The sequence below is a fragment of the Sulfuricurvum sp. genome (assembly GCF_028713855.1).
GTDB lineage: Bacteria > Campylobacterota > Campylobacteria > Campylobacterales > Sulfurimonadaceae > Sulfuricurvum.
The window spans coordinates 1-24,799 of sequence record NZ_JAQTNN010000023.1 but is presented as its reverse complement, the minus strand read 5'-3'; the positions used below and the strand labels follow the sequence as shown (position 1 = coordinate 24,799).

Below are 24,799 nucleotides of genomic sequence, written 5' to 3'. Positions count from 1 at the left end.
TCCGTCTGACGGATACGTTTCAATGCTGACTTATGGTTTGCCATGGCATTTATCCTTGTCGAATTTTTTTTAGGGTAGAATACTACCTTAAAGATAATTAAAATTAAGTTAAATTTTATAGAGTGTATCTAAAATATCAATTTTTTAGGGAGAAAACGGAATGAAATTATTCGGAACTGATGGAGTACGGGGTGAAGCGGGTTCATTTTTAAGTGCTGGACTGGCAATGCGAGTCGCAATGGCTGCAGGAATATATTTCCAAGAAAATTCACGAACAAAAAAAATTCTGCTGGGAAAAGACACCCGCAGAAGCGGATATATGATTGAAAATGCTATTGTCAGCGGATTGACGGCGGTAGGATATGATGTGATACAAATCGGACCTATGCCTACTCCTGCCATTGCGTTTTTGACAGAAAATATGCGTTGTGATGCAGGAATCATGATTTCGGCAAGTCATAATCCATTTGAAGACAACGGGATTAAATTTTTTGATTCTCATGGAAATAAACTCTCTGAAGAGGTTGAAGCACAAATCGAGGCAATCGCTAACGATACGGCAGCTGTCCATAATGCACAGGTGACAGGAAAACAACTTGGTGCTGCAAAGCGGATTGATGATGTCATCGGGCGTTATATCGTTCATCTTAAAAATTCATTTTCGAGCGATTTGACGTTGCACGGATTGCGTATTGTTTTAGATACAGCCAATGGTGCGGGATACAAAGTGGGACCGACCGTTCTCGAAGAACTGGGCGCTGAAGTGATTGTTCTTCATGATAAACCGAACGGATTTAATATCAATGAAGGGTGTGGCGCGATGCACACCAAGGATCTTCGAAGTGCGGTAAAACAATATCGAGCTGACATTGGTTTGGCGCTTGATGGTGATGCGGATCGTTTGATCGTTATTGATGAGAAAGGCGATGAGGTTGATGGCGATCAAATTTTGGGTGCGTTGAGTTTGTTTTTGCAGCGAAATGGAGCGCTTAAAGGGGATGGTGTCGTAGCTACCGTTATGAGCAATCAGGCATTGGAAGACACTTTGACAACTAACGGATTAAAGCTTTATCGTTCCAATGTGGGGGATAAATATGTTCTTGAAGTAATGCGTGAACACGGTATCAACTTTGGTGGGGAGCAAAGCGGTCACATAATAATGCACGATTTTGCTAAAACAGGCGATGGCTTGGTGAGTGCATTACAAATCTTGGCATTACTGATCACTTCGAATGAAAAAGCGAGCAAAATTCTTCGACCGTTCAAATTGTATCCTCAAAAATTAGTCAATATTAAAGTAAAAGACAAAAAACCTCTCGATCAAATCAAAGGACTGGACGAAAAACTTGCTGAAATCGAAGCTGCGAATATGCGTCATCTTATTCGTTATTCCGGAACCGAAAATAAGCTCCGTATTTTGCTCGAGGGAAAAGATGCAAAAGTAATGGAAAAAACGATGGAAAAAATGGTGAGCTTTTTTGAGAAGGCATTAAATGGTTAGATCGATTGTTATTTTATTGCTGGTAATGAGTAGTGCTTTTCTTCTCGACCAAGCGATTAAATCAATTTTTCTTGATGGCTTCCGGCTCTACTCTCCGTATATTGATCTAATATTAGTGTTTAATAAGGGGGTTGCTTTCTCAATGTTCGCTTTTTTGGAAGGTGCATTGAAATGGATACAGCTTGCTTTGTTAGTCGGGGTAATCGGATATACACTGTGGTTGAAAAAAGTGTGCTACCTTATTCCGGTGGGTATTATGACGGGGGCTGGGTTGTCCAATGTGGTGGATCGTTTTATTCACGGTGGGGTAGTTGATTATGTGTATTGGCACTACGGATTTAATTTTGCTGTCTTTAACGCTGCCGATGTAATGATCGATATCGCTGTGATCGCTCTTATGATTTTGAATTTTCGTCCGCAGACGTGCAAGGGTTAAGTGACTTTTAACTTCTGCGCGGCTATAATTTCGCTCTTGCATTAATTTTGATGGTCTTATAGCTCAGTTGGTAGAGCACTACCTCGACAAGGTAGTGGTCACAGGTTCGAGTCCTGTTGGGACCACCATTTCTCTTTAATTTTCTTCAAAATTTATTTATTTAATCGTAAACCAATCAACAATCCCGTATAATCCGCGATATTTTCTCAACGAGGGACACCCTTATGGATATTATTGCACTCAAGCATGATGATCAAATAATCGATTTACAAACAGCTGAGGCACTTGGAATTACGGGAGAAGAGATTGTTTACGATAACTCTCCCGATTCTCTCGAAGTCCTCCGCCACTCTTGTGCTCACTTGATGGCTGAAGCTATCAAAGCACTTTACACTGATGCTAAATTTTTCGTCGGACCGACGGTAAAAGAGGGTTTCTATTACGATTTTAAAGTAAATGAAACGATTGGTGAAGAAGATCTCAAAACAATTGAGAAAAAAATGCTCGATATTGCCAAAGGCAAAGAGAAGATTACACGTTACGAGATCACCAAAGACGAAGCACGTATTAAATTTGCTAACGATCATTTGAAACAAGCGGTTATGGATCGTATCCCCTCTGAAACTGTGACGATCTATAAACAAGGCGAATTTGAAGATCTTTGTCGTGGGCCGCATTTGCCGAGTGTCGGATTGATCCGTTATTTTAAACTGACCAAAATCTCCGGTGCCTATCTCGGTGGTGATAGCAAAAACGAAATGTTGACCCGTATCTACGGTATCGCATTTGCCGATAAAGAGTCCCTCAAAGCGTATCTCGATCAAATGGCGGAAGCCGAAAAACGTGACCATCGTAAAATCGGTGCCGAGATGAAACTGTTTACTTTCCGTGAAGAGGTCGGTGCGGGATTTCCGATCTGGCTCCCTGCGGGTGCACGTATGCGTTCACGTTTGGAGCAATTGCTTTTCAAAGCACACCGCAAGCGCGGCTATGAGCCGGTGCGCGGGCCTGAGATGCTTCGAAGCGATCTATGGAAAGTATCGGGACATTATCAAAACTACGGTGAAAACATGTACTTCACCAATATCGACGAACTTGAATTCGGCGTCAAGCCGATGAACTGTGTCGGTCATATCAAAGTGTACGAACATGATTTGCATTCGTACCGTGACCTTCCCCTCAAATATTTCGAATACGGTGTGGTTCACCGTCACGAAATGACGGGAGCGCTTCACGGATTGTTCCGTGTTCGCGAATTTACCCAAGACGATGCGCACATTTTCTGTACGGCCGATCAGATCGAGCAGCAAATCATCGAAGTCGTTGATTTTGTTGACAAAATCATGAAAACATTTGAGTTCAACTACAAAATGATGATTTCGACAAAGCCTGAAAAAGCGGTTGGGGACGATGACGTGTGGGAAATTTCGACCAACGCACTTAAAACGGCAATGGATAAAAATAACCTCACCTATGAGATCGATGAGGGGGGCGGTGCGTTTTACGGTCCTAAAATCGATATCAAAATTACCGATGCTATCGGACGTGAATGGCAGTGCGGAACGATCCAGCTGGACTTTAATCTTCCGGCGCGTTTTGAGCTCGAATACAACGGCGAAGAGAACGTTAAAATTCAACCGGTAATGATTCATCGCGCAATTTTAGGTTCTTTTGAGCGATTTGTGGGTATATTGACGGAGCATTACGCTGGGGAATTCCCGATGTTTATCGCTCCAACGCAGGTCGCGATTGTTCCGATCGCTCCTACACATGAGGCGTACGCACGAGAATTGGCCGATAAATTGATTGATTTAGGTGCGGATTTTGAGATTTTCGACAAAAATGAGAGTCTGAATAAGCGTATCCGTACAGCGGAAAAAGGTCGTGTACCGATGATTATCGTTTTAGGCGATGAAGAGGTAAACAACAAAAGTATTGCGGTACGTGATCGTAGGTCACGTGAGCAATATAACCTGAGCGAAGAGGATTTCCTCGCAATGGTAAAACAAAAAATTAATGAGGTACATTTTTGATTAAGAAACAAGACCGAGTCCAAATGAACGAGGATATTCGCGTTCCTGAGGTACGTTGTGTGGTAGATGGTGGTGAAGCATTAGGGATCATTACGATTCAAGAGGCGATGGCTAAAGCCAACGAATTGGGGCTTGACCTTGTATTGATCTCTCCGGATGCGAAACCTCCGGTTGCGAAGATCATGGACTACGGTAAGTTTCATTATCAAGAAGAGAAAAAGAAAAAAGAGGCACGTAAAAAGCAAACCAAAGTTGAGGTCAAAGAGATCAAGCTTTCGGTTAAAATTGCTGAAAACGATGTGAGTTACAAAGTAAAACATGCGCGTGAATTTCTCGAAGAGGGAAAACATGTCCATTTCCGCGTATTCTTGCGCGGTCGTGAAATGGCGCATCCTGAAGCAGCGGTAGCCGTCTTGCAGCGTGTTTGGCCGATGGTTGAAGATATCGGTAGTATGTATAAAGCTCCGGCAATGGAAGGTCGTTATTGCAATATGATGATCCATCCGAAAAAAGACGATAAGAAGTAATTCTCACTGCATATATTCTAAATCTATTCGTCATTCCCGCGTAGGCGGGAATCCAGCTCCTTTTTTAAGATGGATCCCCGGGTCAAGCCCGAGGATGACGGGAAAAATAAAATCAATTAAAAGCTTTTTTATGGTATAATCCGCGTCTCGTTTAGAGAATTTTTGCGAAAGGATCAAGCCGATGCCAAAAATGAAATCAGTTAAAGGGGCGGTAAAACGCTTCAAAGTAAAGAAAAACGGCACTGTTAAACGTGGTTCTGCATTCCGTAGTCATATTTTGACTAAACAAGATGCAGGAACTCGTCGCGGGCAAAATGCACCAAAAGTGGTTGCTGCTGTTGATGTTAAAAACATCAAAAAGATGATCGTAGGCTAAACCCCTATTAACCCTCCAGCATAACGCTGGGCAAGTCCGCAAAGCGGCACCCCGTCATTAAAATTGAAATGAACCGGGTCAAGAAAGGAAAACAATGCCAAGAGTAAAAACTGGTGTCGTAAGACGCAGACGTCATAAAAAAGTATTGAAACTCGCACGTGGTTTCTACAGTGCACGCCACAAACATTTCCGTAAAGCGAAAGAGCAACTCGAGCGCTCACTCGTATACGCGTTTCGTGACCGTAAACAGAAAAAACGTGAATTCCGTAAATTGTGGATTGTCCGTATTAATGCGGCATGTCGCCTAAACGGAATGAGCTATTCAGTATTCATGAACGGCCTTAAACGTGCCAACATCGAACTTGATCGCAAAATCCTTGCTGATATGGCTATGAACGACGCAGCGGCATTTACTGCCCTCACCGCTCAAGCTAAAGCAGCGCTGTAATTCTAAACACTTCGGGGGTTTATCCCTGAAGACTTCTTCTCTTCTTTCATAAATCCTAAAATAGTATAAAACTACAAACCGTTCAAAGAACGATTTATTGTTCGATTTTATATCCTTTTTTCTCTAAACACGTTTTGCATTCAACAGTTATTGGTGCTTTAGAGGCTTCTCCTGCGGCTTTTAGATCATAATAGCGACACTCTTGAAAATCAGCCTTGATTCGATCTTCGGGTGTTCCAGCAGGACAGATGACCCCATTAACCGCGATTTGTTTTTCGGCACAGCCGCTAATAAGGAGTGCCGCAGTGATGGCGACAAGAGATAGTGTTTTTTTCATAATTAATGTTCCTCTTTGAGTGAATTTTCGAACAAATAGCGGTGCTCAGGGGGAAGTGTTTGATACACTATGTTGGCCAAATCACGAATTTCCCAAAGAGCTGCTTTATCGCTTCTCAGTGAAATGAAGTTTTGTAAACTCCGGGCGTTGATGGTCCAGGTAAGTTCGGTCTTATAACTCTCTGGAAGGCAGTATTTTGCACGATCGTTACTAATACCATCAAGAAGTACCAATCGGAGGTTTTCAAGGGCTCTGATACTCATTTGATCGACCATCTCCACACCGGTCATCACTAAATACTTAGAAGCCCGTTCGCTATCATCAATGGTATAAGGCGCTTCATCTTTGAGCTCTTTAAGGGTGTAGCGGGTACTTTTAACTGAGAGACTCGCCATGCGATGGCGTGCAAGCTCTTGGAGTAATGCACGGCTTATTCCCTCTACATAAAAGTTGTAGACAAGATGTTCTAACGTGGATGCGTGTTTGAATTTATTCCCGACACGATCGATAAGATCACGATCTTTTTCACCGCCGTTATCGCTTTTGTCAAAGCTTTGCCAGCAGGTACGGATGGCATCGGAACAGATTACAAGTGGAGTATGGTGATGTAGGGTTACTTTCATGGATAAGTCTTTGTTAGAGTTTGAGAGAGTATAACGAAGTATGGTGTAAAAGACGCTAAAGCGTCTTTTACATTACGAAAACGTGTGGAACGATAAGAGGATATTTTTTCATTTTGCGGTAGATATGTTTACGGACGACTTGACGTAAATCATTTTCGAGCGCTTTCGGATTTTCGATAAGCCCCGGTTTAAGGTTAATGAGGAAGTGTTCTAACACATCTTCCATCTCTTGGGCAAACGCTTTGTCGTGGCGATCGGCAACGATCCCGAAGCTGGTAACAAGAGGTTTGGAGAGGAGACGTGATTCCGCAGCGCTCACTTGTGCCACCAACATAACCATCCCCTCACTTGCCATTTTTTGGCGATCGATAACGATATCGTCTTCGATTTGATGATTGTTTTGGTTATCGATATAGGTTTTACCGGTTTTAACGGTTTTTGCTTTACGCATCATTTTGGTATTAACTTCGATACAGTCACCATCAGACATCAAGAGGATGTTACGCTCAGGGACACCACAGGTAATCGCGGTATCTTTGTGCTTCATAATGTGATTGTATTCACCATGAATAGGTAAAAAGAATTTAGGGTTGGTGAGGCGAAGCATCAATTTTTGTTCTTCCATACTCGCATGCCCTGAAACGTGAATATCACGGTCGTTAGCAACACGGGCACCTGCACGTTGGAGATAATTGAGCATTCCTGAAATCGACCCTTCATTCCCCGGAATTGCACGTGCGGACAGGACGATCAAATCGGTCGGTTTGATTTTGATATGGCGGTGCTCACCGATTGCCATACGGAAAAGGGCTGAACTCGGTTCACCCTGACTTCCCGTAGTAACGATCAAAACATCTTTATCGCTCATACGGTTCGCTTCTTCAGCATCGATGAAAATGTTTTTTGGGATTTTGATGTAATCGTATTGCATACATACTTCGAGGTTACGTTCCATTGAACGCCCGATAACACACACTTTACGGTTGTATTTAATCCCTGCCAAAATAGCCTGATAAACACGGTGAATATTCGAACTAAAGGTCGACATAATAATACGACCTTCTGATTTTGAGAAAATACGATCAAACCCGGGTGCTACGGTAAGCTCACTTGGCGTCCACTCTTTATTGTAGGAGTTGGTAGAGTCTGAGAGGAGACATAAAACCCCTTTTTCACCGTAATGGGCAAGGCGATGCAAGTCAGCCGTATAGCCATCAACCGGAGTGTGGTCAATTTTAAAGTCACCCGTGTGGATAATGGTTCCTGCTTTGGTCGTGATCGCCAATGACGAAGAATCGATGATCGAGTGAGTCATATGCATCCATTCGATATCGAAATCATTTCCGATACGGTAAACCTGACGTTTTACGATCGGATTGAAATAACGGCGGAAATCACGCATATGGTGTTCGTCGAATTTGTTGCCGATCATCGCAAGAGGCAATGGTGTTCCGTAAATCGGAAATTGCATCTCTTTGAAAAGATACGGAACCCCTCCGATATGGTCTTCATGGGCGTGGGTGATGATAACGGCAACGATTTTTTTACGAATTTCACGCAAGTAGGTGAAATCGGGGACAAGAATATCAACACCGTGCATCTCTTCATCCGGGAAACTCATTCCGATATCGATGACAATTGCTTCATTTTCGGTTTCGATTACCGTAATGTTTCCACCGATTTCGCCAAGACCACCCAGTGGGGTAATACGGACTTTTTCGTTGTTATTGAGATCAAGTTTAAAATGTGGGTTCAGACGGCTTTTGTGTGCCTCTTGGTTTTGGAGAACAAAGTCGCGCAGATTGTTGTCAATCGGAGTGCTCGGACTTCCACGACGTCCACCGCGTCCACGATCACGGCCTGAACGGTTTGGCTCGGCATCGGTTGCATTTTCTACACCCTCTGGGCGATCGGTACGTGGCGGACGATTGTCTTGACGCGGAGGTCGGTTGTCTTGACGCGGCGGGCGATTATCTTGGCGCGGCGGTCTGTTATCCGTGCGCGGCGGTCGGTTGTCTTGGCGCGGCGGGCGGTTGTCTTCGCGGGGTTCGGTATTTGGACGCTCAGATGTAGCTACTTCTGCACCCTCCGGACGATTGCCGTTTCGGCTACGGAAAGGGCGGCGGTTATTTCGGCGTTGACGATTTTCGCCTTGGGGCTGTGTCTGTGGTTCTGTTTGTTCATCGGACATAATATTTCCTTCTATACGCTACAAAAAGCGCACTATAATATTTTAGTATATGTGAATGCTCTAAGAATGCCCAGAAAAGGTTATTTTATAAGGGCGTAGAGCCGGTGAAAGTCAGAGGTGTCAAGCTGATGAGGTCGGATGGAGCGTTCCAGTTCAAGCGTTTCAAAGGCTTGAACGAGAATAACACCATCATAGCGTGAGGAGAGATTTTTGTGGAGGGTTTTACGGGGCTGTGTAAAGGCCGCTCGTAAAAATTCTTCAAACCCTTCATCATTACGATTCGACCGTTTAGAAATGAGCAGTACGGACGAATCGACTTTGGGAGCTGGCTCGAATGCGCTGGGGGGAACGCTTAACACGATCTCCGCCTCAGCCACACTCTGCGTAATTACGCTGAGCGCTCCAAAAGCTCTCTCTCCAGGTGAGGCAGAAAATTTCTCTGCTACTTCACGCTGTATCATGACAAGCAAGTTTCGGCACGCCGGATCGGCGAGGGCTTTTAGGATGATGTTGGTCGCGATGTAATAGGGCAAATTTGCCACTAAATCGTACGGTTCATCCAAAAGCTCACTCTTCCAATGCTCTAACACATCTCCGCAACGGAGTTCAAGAGCATTGGTACTGATAGCATCGGCAAATTGGTGCTTCAAATGCTTGCACAAGTCGGTATCGACCTCAAAAGCGGTAACACTTTTGACATCAACTAAATACTTAGTTAAATCACCTAATCCAGGCCCGATTTCTGCGATACGATGAGGCGTATCGGGCATCGATTGGATGATTTGGGCTAAAACAGCTTCATCTTTTAAAAAGTTCTGGCCAAATTTTTTCTTGGCGATAGCGGCACGGTCTTTTTGCATTGCCCTGATTGTACCTGATAAAGTGTTAATCCCCTATTAAATCACAAAAATGTTTGTTTGTGTGCGAATTAAATAAAGGTTGTCAACTCTTTTACTTTATCGTTACTTTTGGTAATGCACACTATACTTCCGTAATGATTGTGCACAAGGTGTCAAATGGATAATTTTTTTGCAAAACGGATTATTCCGTGTCTCGATGTTAAAGACGGACGTGTCGTTAAAGGTGTGAATTTTGTCGGTCTCAAAGATGCAGGAGACCCTGTCGAAGTCGCCAAACGCTACAATGAAGAGGGGGCGGATGAGATAACTTTTCTCGATATTACTGCATCCCATGAAGAACGCGATACGATTGTTCATATTGTAGAACAAGTAGCAAAAGAGGTGTTTATTCCCCTTACCGTCGGCGGTGGAATCCGGGTTCTTGATGATATTTATAAGCTTCTAGCCGTCGGATGTGATAAAGTGAGCATCAATTCTGCAGCGATTAAACGTCCGGAATTTATCAATGAAGGAGCCAAACGTTTCGGCTCCCAGTGTATCGTCGTTGCCATTGATGTGAAGCGTACCGGCAATCAATACAACGTTTATCTCAATGGCGGTCGTGTTGATACGGGAATTAATGCTCTCGAATGGGCAAAAGAGGTCGTGGATCGCGGTGCGGGAGAGATTCTCCTCACCTCGATGGACGCCGACGGCACCAAAGCGGGATTTGATCTCTCCATCACCGAGCAGATCAGCCGCGCCGTCAATGTTCCCGTTATCGCCAGCGGCGGGGCGGGGACGATGGAACATATCAAAGAGGCATTTGAACACGGTGCCGATGCGGCATTGGCGGCGAGTATTTTTCACTACAAAGAGATTGACATCATGGATCTCAAACGTTACCTATCGGCTAATGGGATTCCGGTACGGCTCTAAGTTTTCAATGTGCTATAATTGACCCTATAAAAGTTATGAGAAAAAGGAGGATATTATGACGACCAATATTAAAAAGTCAGATATTTTAGACTACCTTTTACAACATTTTCAAGAGTTCAAAACAAAATACGATGTTGAGCAAATAGGGTTGTTTGGAAGTTACGCACGTGACGAAGCCAAAGAGAACAGTGACATCGATATTTTTGTCAAAATGAAACCCTCATTATTTGATATGGTCGCGATCAAAGAACAGATTGAAAACGATTTGCACAAAAAAGTGGACATTGTCCGTGAACACAAACACATGAAACCGCTCTTTTTAGAGATGATCAAAAAAGATGTGATCTATGCACAATGATCGACTGTTGATACTGCGCTCTACCCTCGAAGATATTATCACCTCATTAAAACTCATCCAACAACGATTTCAAAGTATCAAAAGTGCAGATGATTTTCTCAAAGATGAACATGGGCTTGAAAAACTCGACAGTATTTCGATGCGTCTCATCGCCATCGGGGAGGGTTTTAAAAACGTCGATAAACTCACTGATTTTCAGCTTTTGGAGAAATACCCCCAAATCCCGTGGAAACAGGTAAAAGGGGTTAGAGATATTTTGTCGCATCACTATTTTGATCTTGATGCTGAAACGATTTTCGAGATTTGTGCGAATGAAATCAATGGATTATTAAGTGTGACGATGACGATTTTGAATGAAACAAATCAACAATCAAAATCTTAAAATTATTACTCGACAAAATGGTGGTGAATAGTGACTAATGAAGAAGAGCTACAAAAAAATTTTAGAGAATGGGCCGCTACTACAGTCAAAAACAAATCTTCTATAGATGACTATATTAGATCATCAATGAATAATTTATTACCTAATAAACTAAGAGAATTAGGTGAAAAAGGTGATTCGTTTGTATCAATTTTTCAGACTACAGATATTGATTGGTTGAACTCTCTATATCATCGACTTCTTCGTAATGGCGATCTTTTTGAATTTAATGAACAGACATATAATAGACAACCAAGTGCTGCAATCAAGAAATATATTGAATTTTTACAACAAAAAAATCAACAAAAGACTGTTTTTTCTCTAAACCAAATCCTCTACGGACCTCCCGGTACGGGAAAAACCTATAACACAATCACCAAAGCGTTAGAAATCATCGACGGAACCGTTCCGAGTGAGCGGAAAGAAGCAAAAGCCAAATTTGAGGAGTATCGAAAATCAGGTCAAATCGAGTTTGTCACATTTCATCAAAGCTACGGATATGAAGAGTTTGTTGAGGGGATACGAGCTATCCCCGTCGGTGAAGAGGGGAACGAAGACGGCGAAGAGATGATTTATGCCGTAAAAGATGGTGTTTTTAAAAGAATGTCAAAACTCTCGTTAGAAAATTACACTAAAAACAATCACACGGTTTCAGCAAAACGAAAATTTTTACTCCATGCGAAAACGTTAAATATTCAAGCCGAAATGATCGAAGAGGACTCTAGTACCTATAGAGTTTTAAAAGGTTCAAAAATCCGAAAAGGTCAAGCTGCCTCTTTTGAAAACTACAATTACATTTCACTCAAAAACAAACTGTTAGGTGATGCAAAGCTAAAAGAAGAAACAGAGTTTTATATTTTGGAAGAGGATTATATTTTCCAAAGTATGAGTGCTGCATCTTCTGTTATTCTTGGCAGACAGTCAAATGGATATACCGATTGGAAAGAAGTTAGCGATGAAAACAATTTATTCACGCAAGAGCAAGAAAAGCGAAATTATATTCTTATAATCGATGAAATCAATCGTGGAAATATCTCGAAAATCTTTGGTGAGCTGATTACACTAATCGAGCCGAGCAAACGAATTGGTGCGGATGAAGCGATCAAGCTTAGACTTCCTTACAGTAACGAAGAGTTCGGTGTACCCCAAAACCTCTATATCCTCGGAACGATGAACACCGCGGATCGTAGTATCGCCCTCATGGATACGGCGTTACGCCGACGGTTTAATTTTGAAGAGATGATGCCTGATGTGGAAACGCTAAATGATAAAATGATCGATGAGATCGATCTCAAAAGAATCCTCACCAAGATCAATCAACGTATCGAATACCTCTATGATCGCGATCACACGGTAGGTCATGCTTATTTTATCGATGTTGAGAGCAAAGACGGTTTAGATGATGTGATGCGTAACAAAATCTTTCCTCTGTTGCAGGAATATTTTTATGACGATTGGGAAAAGATTTTGATGGTATTGGGTGATGGTTTTGTTGATAAAAAAGAAGTAAAATCGGATATTTTTGATTACAAACCTGATGAATATCTTGAAGATGAAAAATTCATCTATTCGATCAAAGAGAGTTTTGATTACACAAAACTACAATCATGATTATCAAAGAGTATGAATTTTTACAGTGTAAAGACGAGAAAAGACCTCACTTTATCACACATCAAAATTTTGAAGCGATTGAAAAATTCGTGCTCGAAAATGAACCGACTGCTGAATATCTCAAGCTCACGACTAAAAAAGGGTTTGGCAAAGTATTACAAGCACAAAATTTCGTGGGAGTGATCCAAACAAAAGACGGAACAACCATCGAAATTCTCCCTAAAATCGCTCAAAATAATGACTCAAAACAAGCAAAAGAGATTTTGTTTAAAATGCTTCGGACGCTCCGAAACTCCCCGTTTAAAAGTTTTAATTCAGCACATTTGCAGAGTGCTAAAATGCCTCTGTTTGAGATATTTATCACGATGTTTTTGGATGAACTCGCCAAACTCGTTCAGCGTGGAATCAAAAGTGATTATATCGCCTGTGAAGAGAATCTCCCTTTTCTCAAAGGGAAGCTAAAAATGGGCGAACATATCAAACATAATGTTGTGCATAAAGAGCGGTTTTTTATCGAGTATGCAGAGTTTAGCAGTGAACGCGTCGAAAATCGGTTGATCAAAACGTCGTTGCAATATCTTTACAAGCGATCCACATCCAACCGTAATCAGCAACGGATTCGAGAGTTTTTATTTGTGTTTGATTCGATTTCACCGTCGGTCGATTTTAAAACCGATTTTTCAAAAGTAAAACTCAATCGACAAATGAAAGATTATGAGCAGGTTTTGATTTGGTGTAAAACATTTTTGGAGAATAATAGCTTTAGCCCTTACAAAGGGAGTGATCTTTCGTTTGCCCTTTTATTTGATATGAATTTATTGTTTGAAAGCTATGTAGCGGCGTACTTACGTCGTCAATATGAGCATATCACTACTCAGGATAAAACCCATCATTTGGCGTATGAAAACGGTTCGGGTAAATTCCGACTCAAACCCGACATTGTTATTCATCACGATGGACAGATGATTATTGCCGATACCAAATGGAAAATTTTAGACGAGGCAAAAACCAATAACGGCGTGAGTCAAAGTGATATGTATCAGCTTTATGCTTATGGGACAAAATACGAGCAATGTAGTGATATGTTTCTTATTTATCCGAAAAGTAGTGAAATAAACGGAAGCCATTTCCATTACTTTAACAAACCAACGTGCGAATCAAATCAAGCTCTAAATCTAAAAGTAGTATTCTTCGATTTACTAAACAACAAGGTGTGTGATGATTCTTTGTGCCGGCAATAACGAGACGTTTGATTTTGCGATACCGATAGGGGTAGGGCTCATCGACAGTGCGATCAATCTCACCCGTCACTGTTTGGTGCACAAACCCGAATTTCTCCTCTTCGTCGGGAGTGCGGGAAGTTATGGCGAATATAAAATCAATGACATCATTGAGTCTAAAACAGCCGCTAACATCGAGTTAGGGTTTTTGGATAAAAGTGCCTATACCCCGATCGATAACGTCGTTTCGGCACAAACGGAAGCGATCAAAGATGTTATCGTTAACTCCTCAAACTATATCACAACGTCTGAGAATGCGATGGTACAAATGAGAGCGTTGGGGATGGGGATTGAAAACATGGAGTTTTTCAGCGTTATGAGAGTGGCTCAGGTTTTCGGTATCCCAGCGGGGGGTGTTTTTTGTATCACCAACTATTGCGATGCCAATGCCCATCGGGACTTTATCGCCAATCACGGGTTTGCCAAAGTGCTGCTGCGTGAACATCTCAAAGAAAAAGGGCTGATCCGTGGCTAAAAAATGTATTTTGGATTACACCAAAGCGGAACTTGCAAGTATGGTGAAGCCATCGTTTCGTGCCAAACAAATCTGGGGATGGATTTATCATCAGTATGCGACGAGTTTTGAGTCGATGGCAAATCTTCCAAAAGCGATGCGTGAAGAGCTAAGTGCTGAGTATGAGATTATGCCGCTCAAAATTGCCCGAAAAGAGTGCTCAACCGATGGGACGATCAAATATCTTTTCGAACTCAGTGATGGCAAAACGGTCGAGACGGTGTGGCTCAAGATGAAAGATGAAAGCATCGACGATGAGGGGAATGTTGAGCACGAAGCGCGATTCACCGTTTGTGTTTCGACACAGGTAGGATGCAAAGTGGGATGCTCGTTTTGTCTCACAGCTAAGGGTGGGTTTACCAGAGACCTTAGCGCAGGAGAGATCGTCGCGCAGGTGTTAGCGGTGAAGATGGATAATAATCTTGCGGCACATCGCCGTCTTAACATTGTCTATATGGGGATGGGGGAGCCGCTCGATAATTTGGACAACTTAGCCAAAGCGATTACAATTTTTAAAGACGAAGAGGGATTGTCGATTTCGGGTAAACGACAAACCGTTTCCACAAGCGGTCTGAGCAGTAAAATCGATAAACTTGGTGCGATGGATTTGGGTGTCCATATTGCGATCTCGCTTCATGCCGTCGATGATGAGCTTCGCAGTGAACTGATCCCGATGAATAAAGCGTATAATATCGCCTCGATCATCGATGCCGTGAAGCGGTTTCCGATTGATACCCGTAAACGGGTTATGTTCGAATATCTGGTCATCAAAAATAAAAATGATGATCTGATTTCGGCGAAAAAACTGGTCAAGCTGTTACATGGAATCAAAGCCAAAGTTAATTTGATCTTTTTTAACCCCTATGAGGGGTCTGATTATCAACGTCCGACCCGTGCCGATATGGTTGCATTTCAGGAGTATCTGATTAATCATGGGGTTCTGTGTACGATTCGTGATTCGAAGGGGCTGGATATCAGCGCCGCATGCGGACAGCTCAAAGAAAAAGAATTGAAGGAAGTAATATGACCATGATGGACGCGTTTCAAGTTGTGTTTTTGGTGCTCGTTGTCGGTGTTGGTCTAGGTGGCTTTGTTTGGGCTGCTATGAAAAAAGACTAAAAAACGTATTTAATCATGGCCTGAAACACATCGTTATCGCTATGATAATTGTTTTCATGGTAATAGTGCCATTCTGTTCCCACTTCTAATTTCCCCTCTTTAATCCCGAGTGTCTGTGAGAGATTAAATAACAGCTGATTTTGGCTCAAAAAATCTCTCGTCGTCCAGTCTGAAAACCCTTCAAAATGCCATCGTTCACTTAGTGGAGCATAATAATTGGCTGAAAGTTGATAGGTTTCGATTCCGATATTTTGGATTTTACGGTAGAGGTTCAGCCCAAAGACGCTAAAGCCAGGGATATTTAAATCACTCCCGATTCCATAAAGCCATGCATGATAGGTATTAGACCCATTGTACTGAAAGGCTGCATAGTATTCTTTGATCAATCCCTCTGATGTTCTAAATCCACCGATCTTATTGAGACTCAGGCGCGGTGAGATTTCACCGTAGAGGTCGTTTTTATCGCCGCTGAAGCGAAGTCCTTTGTTTGCATAGACATAATCGAAAAACGCAAATGCATCTCCATAATCAAACGTTCGGTAATGCTCAGCCGTGATCGTTTGTTTGCTGTCTCCTTGTGTATCCAGAAAAGTCGGACCTTCAAAATCTCCGTAGAGGTATTGAATATTGGTGGTTGAGAAGGCGCTAAGCTGCGTTGCCAGAAGAAAACTAGCGAAGAGTAAGCGGTTCATCGGATTCCTTAGGGAAGAGATTGTCGATTTGACTGATAAGGTCGAGTGGATCGGCTTGGATACCGTGCACCATCATCCCAAAATGTAAATGCGGTCCGGTAATGCGTCCGGAAGCACCGCTGAGAGCTATGGGCTGAGCTTGCTTGACATAATCGCCGACATTCACATCAAACCGGCTGAGGTGAAAGTAGCAGGTATATAACCCTTCCCCATGGTCGATGATAATCGTCCCTCCTGAGTAATAGCGTTCCTGTGCCAATACAACGATACCGTCATTTGCAGCCAGTATAGGAATCGGTGTACGGGCACGAAAATCGACCCCTCCGTGATAGCTTTTGAGACTTCCATTATAGGTACGCGCAGAACCGTACTCGCTCGTGATGAATGTGTCGAGCGGTTTGATAAAGGGGCTGTTCCAATAACGTATAGGGGTAAAGTGTCCATAGATCGCTTCCGCTTGTGCTTTTTCGGTTGCTATGCGCTCTAGCATTTCAGGAGGAGGAGACACTTTCTCAGGATCAACACTGAGGGTTTCGGTCGGGTAAGGGGCATTTAGAACATTTACAGAGAGGGGTATTATTTTACCTGGAGAGACCCATGTGAGATTTACTTCGCCGCTTGGGGTGTAATAATCGATTGGGAGGATAACGATCCCTTTGGTTCGATCGTAAGGGTGGGAGAGAACACTGATATTGAGATCATTCATAGAGATGATACCCGAAGGTGAGGGAAGGGTAACAATAAGACTTTTACCGTTGTATCCATCTATGCCCCACAACGTAACAAACCCCATAAACAATCCGATTAACAGTCGCATAATTTTCCCTCACACATAGATAAACGCAATTGTAGCATCATGCAGAATGAAACCGTACGTTTTTCCATTGCAGACGAAGGATTGAGATGGGTTTAGAAGATTTATAAAGAATTGTGTGTTATTATGATTACCTATGTTGTTATCGAAGAGAGTATATCGTGAAGAAAGCTCGAATATTGGGTTTTGTATTGGTTCTTTTGATGTGCGCGGTCGCAGGTGTATACTATTATGTGAGCCATTTCTCAGAGTCTTCTAAAATCCACATTTCAACCAATCCGTGGGTTGGATTCACACCATTTATTTATGCTCAGGAAAAAGGATGGTTGGAAAAAACACCTTTTCGTTTTATGTGGCTGGTTGATTTGACCGATAATGCCCGTCTGTATGAACGGGGTTTTACACAGGGGTTTACGGCAACGCAATATGAGATGCTTCATTTTAAACATTCAAACACGATCAAGCCGATTTTCCTGATTGATCGCTCTTTTGGAGCGGATGCGATTGTTTCCAACCTCTCAATCGGTGAGATTCGCTCCGCCAACGAGAACGTGGATGTTTATTTGGAACAAGGGTCACTTGATGATGATTTTTTCCAAGCATTTATCTCTGAATACTCGTTAGATGAACGCAAGTTTCATAAAATTGATGCTTCCCAAAAAAGTATCGCTACTCTGAGCGCTTCGAAAACTCCTTTGATTATTATTTCGTATGAGCCTTATCTCTCGGAATTACTCAAAAAAGGATTTCACCTCATTGCATCCACTCGGACAATGGAAACTTTTTTTGTGGTGGATGCCCTTTTTGTGGACGAGCAGATTGTACTGGGCAGAGAAGAAGACTTTGTACATTTGCGAGAACTATTTGCCTTGGCGGTGGAACATCTACGCAGCAATCCCAGAGAATATTATGAAACGGTAAAGGGTTATTTGGAAGGGCAGAGTTACGAAGAATTTCTCTTCAGTACTACTCAGATTAAGTGGATGTATGGAAAATCACCTAAAGCGGTTACTGATCATTTGAACACGCAAAAGGTGAAAACCGATAGGCTGTTACCGTGAAAATACAGCGCTTTACACTTTTGAGCGTAGTCGGATTTTTTATCGTTATAGGGATATTGTCGAGCAGTTTTTATTATATCGAGCGGGTTGGAACGCTTCGGTACATCTCCGAGAATATTAATCAGAGTATTTTTCGCGTGGAAGAAGATATCCAAAAATCACTTCAGCAAAATCGTTTGGAGAGCATTCAAACCATGCTCGATCAAGCCAGTGCCATTGACGGGGCCGTTGGGACACTTTCTGTGTCGTTGGACGGCAGCACTATTGCGGTTTCTTCGTCCCGTTCATTAGCGGGAAAACTAATCGATGAAGGATATCTTCCGTTATCTTCGATTTCGAATGAATTGGTTGAAGATGAACAGTTGCGCTATTCAACTGAATTGAGCTATTTTTCCGGGGCGAAAAAAAAGACAGCTGTTTTACTGATCGATTTGGACAGAGGGTTTATTTTTGAGCGGTTGAACCATATGGCAATATTTTACGGGACGATACTTTTTCTGGTTTTGGCGATTGTCGCTTTAATTGTCTTGAGCGGTGTACGTTGGCTCGTGATCTCTCCTCTCGAGCAGATCACAAGACGGGCGGAAAATAAAGATGGGAAGGAAGAAAAATATTTAATCGAAGAACTTACCATTCTTGATCAGGCTTTATATGATTCGTTTAACTCAATGCGAATTCAACAAAATCATCTCAAAGAAGCCCTTGAGGAATCCCATTATCTTGACGGAATACTTCGAACGGTTGCCGATATCAACCAATTGCTTATTACCGCTAAAAACATCGATGAACTCTTGGTTCAATCTTGCTATCGATTAGCTGAACATCCGGGTTATGAATTGTGTCAGATCGCATTAAAAGAGGATAATAAGCTGATTCTCAAAGCGTATTCGAATGATCCTACTGGATATTTGTACCCGGAAATGAATATAGCATTTGAAGGGATGCAAATTGATGAAGCAGATCCTAGCGTTCGGGCAATTAAAGAGAACGCTACAATCGTTAAAGAACATTTAGAGCATGAAAACTCATGGGGATCATGGCGTTTTATTGCGGAGAAGGGGCGATACGGTTCAATGATTTCACTTCCGCTGGTCAGTGTCGTGGATAACTCACTTTTGGGAGTGATGACGTTATATGCGAAGCGTTCGGAAGGATTTGAACCCAAAGAGATCGGTATGCTCGAGGAGTTAGCCGGAGATATCGGGTTTGCAATCCATTCTTTTAGTCAACGCGAACAACTTCAGTATCATCTTACAACGGATCAAATCACCGATTTGCCGAACCGTTTTTCACTGGTAGAAGCTCTAAGAGAAGATGAAGTGTGTGCTCTTGCTATTATCAATATTGACCGGTTTGGTGATATTAACGAAGTATACGGCGTAGCTATCGGAGATGCTATTTTAGGAGGATACGGTCATTGGCTTCGTCTTAAAATTGCTTTACATGAGAATATCACCCTTTATAAAATGGGGAGTGATGAATATGCCTTGGTGGCATCTAAGTGTAGTGATTTAATTACCTTTACAACCTTTTTGGAAGAGTTGATTGTTACGACACAAAAAGAGTCATTTGTGATAGAAGGGATAGAGATTGTCCTTACAATCACTGTCGGAGTTGCACGATTGAGCGATCGTGTATTGGAACACGCTACTGCGGCCCTCAAGCAGGCAAAACGTCAGCGGCATAGTTTGGAAATCTTCTCTTCCGAATCTAAACATGAACAAGAAAATAATATCGCTTGGTACAAACGGATCAAAGAAGCGATTGAAGAGTCCCGTATTATTCCGTATTTCCAACCGATTATCGATAATCGCAGCGGTGCGATACTTAAATATGAAGCACTGATGCGTCTCATCGATGTTGAGGGCAATATTATCTCTCCGTATCTTTTTTTGGACATTGCAAAAAAAACGAAACTTTATCCTGAATTGACAAAAATCATGATTGATAAAGTGGTAGAAGTCTTTAAAAAGTCTAATCTTCCGGTAAGTCTGAACCTCTCTACCCAAGATCTTATCAACCCTGAATTAGCCAATTATTTGGAAGATGTTATCCATGATAACGGAGTGGGTAAACTGATGATTTTTGAGATATTAGAGAGTGAAGGGATTGAAAATTACGCTTCTGTGAGTGCCTTTGTGGATCGTTTTAAAGCGATTGGATGTCATTTTGCCATCGATGATTTCGGTTCGGGGTATTCAAATTTCGACCATTTGCTCAAATTGAATATTGATACACTTAAGATCGACGGCACTTTAATCAAAAATTTACCTCATGATCGAAATGCCCAGATTTTCGTTAAACATATCTGCGATTTTGCACATGAGATGGGGATCGATGTGGTCGCTGAATTTGTCGCCAACGAGGAGATATACAAACGGGTCAAAGAGATCGGTATTGATGCGTCGCAAGGGTACTATTTTTATGAACCTTCGCCTTTTTTGATTGAGGAAAACCAAGGGTAATTATGGGAAATAGCTATATCGGTCGTCAACCTATCGTTAATATACGAGGAGCTTTGTTCGCGTATGATCTTTTTTATTCTGGGCAAAATAATACACCACAGGCAACTGCAACTTTGATTAATGATATCCAAAGTTCATTTGGAGTTGATCGGATATTAGGGAAACGGATCGGATTTGTTCGAGCCGATTACCGATTTGTTTTCCACGAACTGCTTGATCTGCTCCCTAAAGATAGGATCGTTTATGCCCTTATGGAAGACATTGTGATCGATGCGCCTTTTTGTGAACATCTTGCAAAGCTCTCTTCGCAAGGGTATCGGTTTGCATTGAATGATTTTGCATATACTCCGGAAAATATGGATAAGTTTTCACCGATCTTTCCTTACTTGGAGTATCTTAAAATCGATATTCCCCGAAGCGGACGGATCAAGCGCGATGATGTTGAGCAGCTTCAAAAGCAGGGACTGATTGTAATTGGATCAAAAATCGAATCACATGCTATTCATGCAGAGTGTGTCGCAAAGGGCTTTAGCTATTTTCAAGGGTATTTTATCTCTAAACCAAAAGTGCTTGAAAACCCCTCGTTTTCACTCAATCAAGAGGCAGTGATCAATCTATGGAACTTGCTTCAACGTGATGTTCCTATTGATGAACTGGTTAAGGCATTTGAACTTAATCATATGGTGAGCCTCAAGTTGATCCGCTTTATCAATTCGGCGGTTTTTTCTCTTCGTAATCCGGTTTCATCTATCCGCCATGTATTGACTCTTATGGGACGTGAACCGCTTTCACACTGGATAATGCTATTGATGTTTTCAGAGGCGCAGGAATCGGATGAAAACACTATTCCGCTTTTGCTTATGGTGGTGAACCGAACAGAACTTATGACTAAACTTTTAACGCTGATTACTCCGTCTCCGACCAAACAGCAAAATGCGACTGCCTATTTTGTGGGGATGCTTTCATTGATCCATCTATTGTTTCATATTCCTCATCGTGACGTTCTCAAACGGCTCAATGTTGCTCCTGAAATCGAGCGGGCTTTGTTTGAGGGAGACGGTTTTTACGGAGAGTTGCTCACGACGGTCAGAGCGATAGAGATGGGGGATGCGGAAGCAATAGAACACTTTTTAGAGAAACATAAAATCGACTATGCGATGCTGGCACCGATTATTGCAGAAACAATGGAAAAAGTAAATCAGTTTGATGAAGCGATGGGATAATTTTTAAAAAAAAGCTATAATAAATCTACTTAGTAATAAATATACAGATTTTATTTAATTTAGCAGAAAAAGCAGGAGTACACTCTTGATACCAATCGATTCTTTACCTATCAATATTGCAATTTACCGTTATGAGGATGGTAAATTCCTTTTTGTCAATTTTAACCTTCAAGCGGAAAAGACAGATAATATTAAAGCTAAAGATATCATAGGAAAAAGGTTGGAAGACGTTTTTCCGGGGGTAAGAGAGTTCGGTTTTCTTGAGGTACTTGAGCGTGTATACAAAACGGGTAAACCTGAACATTTTGAGGCAGGTTACTATCGGGATGAGGTACGAGAAGGATGGCGGGTTAATGATGTGTCACGTTTGGATAATGGGCATATTATGGCTGTTTATAAGGATGTTACACAAGAAATACAAAATAAATATTCTCTCGAATCTTTGGGAAATTTGATTGATAAAAGTCTTAATGAAATCTACATTTTTCATCCAAAAACATTGACATTTTGCTATGCCAATGGGAGCGCCTTGCATAATATTGGATATACCATGGAGGAACTCTCCCAGATGACTCCTTCCGATATTAAACCCGAGTACAGCACTGAAAAATTTTGTCAACTCATTGAGCCTCTTCTTGATGGAGTAATACCGCTGTTAAGTATAGAGACAAAACATCGCCGTAAAGATGGGACAGAATATGATGTGGAAGCACGTATTCAAAAAATGCTCTATCTCGGTAAAGAACATTTTGTCGTAAATATTATAGACATTACCGATCGAATCAGAGATCAGCAGGAGATGCTAAAGCTTCATCGCACTATCGAGGAGAGTGAATTTCTTTTTAAAACTCTTACGGAAAGTGCCTTGGCCGGTATTTTTCTGTATCGGGAAACCTTTCTCTATGTTAATGATGCATTTGCAAAAATGACTGGATACAGCGTAGATGAACTAAAAACAATGACCCCTATGGATATTGTTGCACCTCAAGAACAAGTGTTTGTACAAGAGCGTGTGAGTGCTAGATTAAAAGGGGATTTACAAGATCAAATCGTTTACCAAGATTTGAAAATGGTGACGAGAAGCGGGGAAGTACGATGGTTCTATATTGCCATTTCGACGGTTAAGTTTCGAGGAGAATGGACCGGACTTGGAACTGCTATGGATATGACTGAGCGTAAAACGATGGAAAAGAAACTTGAATATGTCGCACAGACGGATGCTTTGACAGGTTTATATAACCGTCTCAGGTTTGATAATATCCTTCAGCATGAAATTGCATTTGGAAAACGGCAAAATGCACCTCTTTCGATTATTTATATGGATATTGATTTTTTCAAGCAGATTAACGATACCTGCGGTCATGATATCGGTGACATTATTTTGAAGGAAATCGCCTTTATTACTCGGGATGTTTTGCGTGCAAGTGATTATCCATTTCGTTGGGGGGGTGAGGAGTTTATAATACTTTGCCCAAGTACAACACTCAACGAAATTAAAATCTTAGCAGAACGGTTACGTGAAAGAATTGAAGAGAACAATTTTTCAGTTTATAAAAATGTGACGGTAAGTATAGGAGTCACTCAGTACCATGATGGTGAATCAGTCGATGAAATGATCAAAAGAGCAGATCAAGCACTTTACCAAGCCAAAGAGAGCGGACGCAATAGAGTGATAGGGGTGTAGCTTTTGATAGCAGTGTTGTACTTTAGAATTAAATAGGCAATACAATCTATAGGTTGTATTTTTTTATATCTATAAAATTATTATGATATTTAAATCATTACATGAAGGCGATTTTCGGTTTAATACATGTTGCGCATCTGGAACTGAAATTAACAAAAATAAGTATACATTAAGTGTTTTAAAATATAATGATATTGTTTAAGAAAAATATAAAAAAGAGGTTTAGATGCGTCGTTTAATTCTTTCTACTGTTGCTGTTGCCAGTTTGGCTCTATTTACAGGTTGCGCCAATAAAGTACCAAATTATGCAAGTTCTCCACAAAATATTCGTGCTGTTAAAAACCTTCAATCGGAAGAGAAAACAACAGTGAATATTTCAACTTTTAAAGCGAATAATGAAGGTGAATCAAAAGTAATGTGTCGCTTGGCTACACCAGTAGGAACACCTGATGGTATGACTTTTGCAAAATATGTTGAGGATGCTTTAGCTGTTGAATTGGAAATGGGAAATATGTTTGATCCTAAATCCGCAGTAACCTTAACTGGCAATCTTGAAAACGTTTATGGAAGTACTGTTTTAGGCAATGCTTATTGGGAACATACGTTAAAACTTACTTCTTCTAATGGTAAAACTATAGAAAAAACTTCACGATATGATTATGAATCAAGCTTTACAGCATATTCTGCTTGTAGTGAAATGCAGCGCTCGTATCTTCCTGCTGTTCAAAAGCTCGTAAATGATATTGTAACTGACCCTCATTTTAAAGAGTTGGTCAAAAATAATCAGTTAGCAAAAAATTGACCAGTGTTACCAATGTTCAGTAAAAATACTTAACATTGGTAACTATTCACTGTTTTGATAAAAGGTATTGAACTTTTTTTTTAATTAAGAAATGTAAGTTAATTGATTTTTTGTTGAAGAAAGTCTACCGATGCCCGTATAAATAGGGGTTTATCGATTGTTGATGGTGCGGATGAAAGGACTTGAACCTTCACACCTTGCGGCACCAGATCCTAAGTCTGGCGTGTCTACCAATTTCACCACATCCGCGCACGTAAAAAAAAGTCTAAGGTGGTACGCCCTAGAGGATTCGAACCTCTGACCGATGCCTTAGAAGGGCATTGCTCTATCCAGCTGAGCTAAGGACGCATGAGTATATATGGTGCGCCCGATAGGGTTCGAACCTATAACCTACGGATCCGAAGTCCGTTACTCTATCCAGTTGAGCTACGAACGCACAATCGCCTTCTAAAACATCGTGTATCAAAGGTGTTTCAAACCAGAAACAAATGGGGTGGGTGATGGG

The 24,799-nt window shown here is 41.6% G+C and carries 24 protein-coding genes and 4 tRNA genes; 19 read left to right on the top strand and 9 right to left on the bottom strand.

Annotated elements, in window-relative coordinates; all coding sequences use genetic code 11:
* Positions 1-160: 160 nt before the first annotated feature.
* The 7 genes from glmM to rplT all read left to right on the top strand — a co-directional run bounded on the left by glmM (position 161) and on the right by rplT (position 5,321).
* Positions 161-1,501, top strand: a complete 1,341-nt coding sequence (gene glmM / locus PHI47_RS14380; RefSeq protein ID WP_299938934.1) for a phosphoglucosamine mutase — start codon at positions 161-163, stop codon at positions 1,499-1,501.
* Entirely contained in the window at positions 1,494-1,937 is a 444-nt protein-coding gene (gene lspA, locus PHI47_RS14375) for a signal peptidase II (RefSeq protein WP_299938932.1), read from the top strand. Before glmM ends, lspA begins: the two co-directional genes overlap by 8 nt.
* Before the next feature lie 52 nt (positions 1,938-1,989).
* Positions 1,990-2,065: transfer RNA gene (locus PHI47_RS14370), tRNA-Val, on the top strand.
* Positions 2,066-2,161: 96 nt separating this feature from the next.
* On the top strand, positions 2,162-3,970 hold the full coding sequence (gene thrS, locus PHI47_RS14365) for a threonine--tRNA ligase (RefSeq protein WP_299938930.1): 1,809 nt from the start codon (positions 2,162-2,164) through the stop codon (positions 3,968-3,970).
* On the top strand, positions 3,970-4,497 hold the full coding sequence (gene infC, locus PHI47_RS14360) for a translation initiation factor IF-3 (protein WP_299938937.1): 528 nt from the start codon (positions 3,970-3,972) through the stop codon (positions 4,495-4,497). Before thrS ends, infC begins: the two co-directional genes overlap by 1 nt.
* Positions 4,498-4,678: 181 nt before the next feature.
* On the top strand, positions 4,679-4,873 hold the full coding sequence (gene rpmI / locus PHI47_RS14355) for a 50S ribosomal protein L35 (RefSeq protein WP_295052717.1): 195 nt from the start codon (positions 4,679-4,681) through the stop codon (positions 4,871-4,873).
* A gap of 94 nt (positions 4,874-4,967) precedes the next feature.
* Positions 4,968-5,321 (top strand): 50S ribosomal protein L20, encoded by a 354-nt coding sequence (rplT, locus tag PHI47_RS14350; RefSeq protein WP_299938925.1) that lies wholly within the window; start codon positions 4,968-4,970, stop codon positions 5,319-5,321.
* Positions 5,322-5,415: 94 nt separating this feature from the next.
* On the opposite strand, the gene PHI47_RS14345 is transcribed toward rplT, so the two are convergent.
* The 4 genes from PHI47_RS14345 to rsmA form a co-directional block, all read right to left on the bottom strand.
* The gene (locus PHI47_RS14345; RefSeq protein ID WP_299938922.1) at positions 5,416-5,658 is read right to left on the bottom strand and encodes a hypothetical protein; all 243 of its coding nucleotides are present in this window, start codon (positions 5,656-5,658) and stop codon (positions 5,416-5,418) included.
* 2 nt (positions 5,659-5,660) lie between these two features.
* Positions 5,661-6,281 (bottom strand): FAD-dependent thymidylate synthase, encoded by a 621-nt coding sequence (gene thyX / locus PHI47_RS14340; protein ID WP_299938919.1) that lies wholly within the window; start codon positions 6,279-6,281, stop codon positions 5,661-5,663.
* Positions 6,282-6,348: 67 nt separating this feature from the next.
* On the bottom strand, positions 6,349-8,472 hold the full coding sequence (locus PHI47_RS14335; protein ID WP_299938916.1) for an RNase J family beta-CASP ribonuclease: 2,124 nt from the start codon (positions 8,470-8,472) through the stop codon (positions 6,349-6,351).
* A gap of 80 nt (positions 8,473-8,552) precedes the next feature.
* Entirely contained in the window at positions 8,553-9,332 is a 780-nt protein-coding gene (rsmA, locus tag PHI47_RS14330; protein WP_299938914.1) for a 16S rRNA (adenine(1518)-N(6)/adenine(1519)-N(6))-dimethyltransferase RsmA, read from the bottom strand.
* Positions 9,333-9,488: 156 nt separating this feature from the next.
* Between rsmA and hisF the strand changes: the two genes are divergently transcribed.
* The 7 genes from hisF (at position 9,489) to rlmN (ending at position 15,461) form a co-directional block, all read left to right on the top strand.
* Positions 9,489-10,250 carry an imidazole glycerol phosphate synthase subunit HisF gene (gene hisF, locus PHI47_RS14325; protein WP_299938911.1) on the top strand — a complete coding sequence of 254 codons (762 nt, stop codon included), beginning with the start codon at positions 9,489-9,491 and terminating at the stop codon, positions 10,248-10,250.
* Between the two features lie 55 nt (positions 10,251-10,305).
* Positions 10,306-10,608 (top strand): nucleotidyltransferase domain-containing protein, encoded by a 303-nt coding sequence (locus PHI47_RS14320; protein ID WP_299938908.1) that lies wholly within the window; start codon positions 10,306-10,308, stop codon positions 10,606-10,608.
* Positions 10,598-10,990: a HepT-like ribonuclease domain-containing protein gene (locus tag PHI47_RS14315; RefSeq protein WP_299938905.1), complete on the top strand. Its 393-nt coding sequence runs from the start codon at positions 10,598-10,600 to the stop codon at positions 10,988-10,990. The genes PHI47_RS14320 and PHI47_RS14315 overlap by 11 nt, the downstream gene beginning before the upstream one ends.
* A gap of 126 nt (positions 10,991-11,116) precedes the next feature.
* The gene (locus PHI47_RS14310) at positions 11,117-12,640 is read left to right on the top strand and encodes a DUF4357 domain-containing protein (RefSeq protein ID WP_299938902.1); all 1,524 of its coding nucleotides are present in this window, start codon (positions 11,117-11,119) and stop codon (positions 12,638-12,640) included.
* Positions 12,637-13,881 carry an McrC family protein gene (locus PHI47_RS14305; RefSeq protein WP_299938899.1) on the top strand — a complete coding sequence of 415 codons (1,245 nt, stop codon included), beginning with the start codon at positions 12,637-12,639 and terminating at the stop codon, positions 13,879-13,881. Before PHI47_RS14310 ends, PHI47_RS14305 begins: the two co-directional genes overlap by 4 nt.
* Positions 13,859-14,395, top strand: a complete 537-nt coding sequence (locus PHI47_RS14300) for a purine-nucleoside phosphorylase (protein ID WP_299938897.1) — start codon at positions 13,859-13,861, stop codon at positions 14,393-14,395. The genes PHI47_RS14305 and PHI47_RS14300 overlap by 23 nt, the downstream gene beginning before the upstream one ends.
* Complete coding sequence (gene rlmN / locus PHI47_RS14295) at positions 14,388-15,461, top strand: 23S rRNA (adenine(2503)-C(2))-methyltransferase RlmN (RefSeq protein WP_299938895.1); 1,074 nt, start codon at positions 14,388-14,390, stop codon at positions 15,459-15,461. The genes PHI47_RS14300 and rlmN overlap by 8 nt, the downstream gene beginning before the upstream one ends.
* A gap of 88 nt (positions 15,462-15,549) precedes the next feature.
* Here rlmN and PHI47_RS14290 read toward each other — a convergent pair whose 3' ends face one another.
* Positions 15,550-16,245 carry an outer membrane protein OmpK gene (locus PHI47_RS14290; protein ID WP_299938893.1) on the bottom strand — a complete coding sequence of 232 codons (696 nt, stop codon included), beginning with the start codon at positions 16,243-16,245 and terminating at the stop codon, positions 15,550-15,552.
* Positions 16,223-17,062 (bottom strand): M23 family metallopeptidase, encoded by an 840-nt coding sequence (locus PHI47_RS14285; RefSeq protein WP_299938890.1) that lies wholly within the window; start codon positions 17,060-17,062, stop codon positions 16,223-16,225. Before PHI47_RS14285 ends, PHI47_RS14290 begins: the two co-directional genes overlap by 23 nt.
* A 158-nt stretch (positions 17,063-17,220) precedes the next feature.
* On the opposite strand from PHI47_RS14285, the gene PHI47_RS14280 reads away from it, so the two are divergent.
* The 5 genes from PHI47_RS14280 to PHI47_RS14260 all read left to right on the top strand — a co-directional run bounded on the left by PHI47_RS14280 (position 17,221) and on the right by PHI47_RS14260 (position 24,294).
* The gene (locus PHI47_RS14280; RefSeq protein ID WP_299938887.1) at positions 17,221-18,120 is read left to right on the top strand and encodes a hypothetical protein; all 900 of its coding nucleotides are present in this window, start codon (positions 17,221-17,223) and stop codon (positions 18,118-18,120) included.
* Entirely contained in the window at positions 18,117-20,585 is a 2,469-nt protein-coding gene (locus PHI47_RS14275; RefSeq protein ID WP_299938885.1) for a GGDEF domain-containing protein, read from the top strand. The genes PHI47_RS14280 and PHI47_RS14275 overlap by 4 nt, the downstream gene beginning before the upstream one ends.
* 2 nt (positions 20,586-20,587) lie before the next feature.
* Positions 20,588-21,808 carry an HDOD domain-containing protein gene (locus PHI47_RS14270; RefSeq protein ID WP_299938882.1) on the top strand — a complete coding sequence of 407 codons (1,221 nt, stop codon included), beginning with the start codon at positions 20,588-20,590 and terminating at the stop codon, positions 21,806-21,808.
* 85 nt (positions 21,809-21,893) lie between these two features.
* A complete protein-coding gene (locus PHI47_RS14265) occupies positions 21,894-23,492 on the top strand; it encodes a diguanylate cyclase (RefSeq protein ID WP_299938873.1) in 1,599 nt (532 codons plus the stop codon).
* A 226-nt stretch (positions 23,493-23,718) separates the two neighbouring features.
* A complete protein-coding gene (locus PHI47_RS14260) occupies positions 23,719-24,294 on the top strand; it encodes a hypothetical protein (protein ID WP_299938870.1) in 576 nt (191 codons plus the stop codon).
* Between the two features lie 164 nt (positions 24,295-24,458).
* On the opposite strand, the gene PHI47_RS14255 is transcribed toward PHI47_RS14260, so the two are convergent.
* The 3 genes from PHI47_RS14255 to PHI47_RS14245 all read right to left on the bottom strand — a co-directional run bounded on the left by PHI47_RS14255 (position 24,459) and on the right by PHI47_RS14245 (position 24,730).
* Positions 24,459-24,543: transfer RNA gene (locus tag PHI47_RS14255), tRNA-Leu, on the bottom strand.
* Positions 24,544-24,565: 22 nt separating this feature from the next.
* Positions 24,566-24,642: transfer RNA gene (locus PHI47_RS14250), tRNA-Arg, on the bottom strand.
* A gap of 11 nt (positions 24,643-24,653) precedes the next feature.
* Positions 24,654-24,730, bottom strand: a tRNA-Arg gene (locus PHI47_RS14245).
* Positions 24,731-24,799: the final 69 nt, after the last annotated feature.